Here is a 1,215-nt window from a genome sequence, read left to right on the forward strand (position 1 = left end):
AAACCGACCGCCTGAAGTTCCAGGTGCTGCAATGGCTGATGTTCCAGATGGGCGGCGTCGGCCCCATGATCGGGCAGACTCACCATTTCCGGCAGTACGCGCCCGAAAAGATAGCCTACGCCATCAACCGCTACACCAATGAAACGAAGCGGCTTTACGGCGTCATGGACAAGCAGCTGGCCGGCAGCCGGTTCATCGCCTGCGACGAGTACAGCATTGCCGACATCGCCATCTTCCCCTGGCTGCGCAACTGGGAAAACCACGGCATAGACTGGATCGACTACCCGCACCTGAAAAAGTGGTTTGACCTGATCAGTGAACGCCCCGCCGTGCAGCGCGGCGTCAAGGTGCTGGCCGAGCTGCGCAGGCCCATCACCGACGACAAGGCGCGGGAAGTGCTGTTCGGCAAGACGCAGTACGAAAAGCGCTGAGAAAAGCGCTGAAAAGCGCTGGGTGGAGGCCGGCCGGCCGGGGTTGGCAGACCTCGATTGAAGGTATGATTCGCGACGAGCTGGAAACGGCGGCCGCCCCTGCGTGGCCTTGCCCCTGCTCCCACACACAAACTGCCCGTAGCTCAGTCGGATAGAGCATCAGCCTTCTAAGCTGAGGGTCGGGGGTTCGATCCCCTCCGGGCAGGCCAATTCGCGGCGTCAGTCGTACCCGCCCTTTCCCCCCGCGATCAACGAACTTCGCTTACACACCCTCGGAATCGGGGTATATAGTCGGGATTCGGCCCCGTGCAAAGGCCGGCAAGACCAAGGAGGCGAGAAAAGATGGCCAGACCAACCATGTTGCTGGTGGAGGACAACCCCGCTCACGTCGAGTTGACGTTGCTGACGCTGCAGGAAAACGGCGCCGACCATGAAGTCATCGTGGCCCGCGACGGCACGGAAGCCCTGGAATACCTTTTCTGCGAAGGTGCTTACAGCAACCGGCCCAACGACCATCCGCCGGAACTGGTCATGCTGGACCTGAATTTGCCTGGGATCAGCGGCGCGGAAGTCATGCAGCGCATGCGTGGAGACCCCCGCACTTTCTTCGTACCCGTCGTCATCCTGACCTCCGAGCCCAAATACTCGCCAATCGTGAAAGAGATTCAGGGCGGTCTTAACAGTTACGTACGCAAACCGCTGCATTTCCGGGATTTCCAGGAAAAACTGGAACAGGTGCGCGAATACTGGCGCACTTCTAACTTCGGGCCGCTCAAGTCCTGAG

At 60.2% G+C, this 1,215-nt stretch carries 2 protein-coding genes and 1 tRNA gene; all 3 read left to right on the top strand.

The genetic code is table 11. The features are described 5' to 3' along the window. Positions 1 to 431 (top strand): glutathione binding-like protein (locus tag AC1D0P_RS25795; protein WP_477679329.1); only part of this gene is annotated, 431 nt, incomplete at its 5' end. Positions 432 to 563: 132 nt separating this feature from the next. Further along, a tRNA-Arg gene (locus AC1D0P_RS25800) sits at positions 564 to 640 on the top strand. A 133-nt stretch (positions 641 to 773) separates the two neighbouring features. After that, entirely contained in the window at positions 774 to 1,214 is a 441-nt protein-coding gene (locus AC1D0P_RS25805) for a response regulator (RefSeq protein ID WP_477651988.1), read from the top strand. Position 1,215: the final 1 nt, after the last annotated feature.

The organism is Polaromonas sp. P1_G2 (assembly GCF_056405515.1).

Excerpts from the sequence above, each read along its gene's own strand:
- AC1D0P_RS25805 (WP_477651988.1), top strand. The coding sequence starts at position 774 with ATGGCCAGACCAACCATGTTGCTGGTGGAGGACAACCCCGCTCACGTC.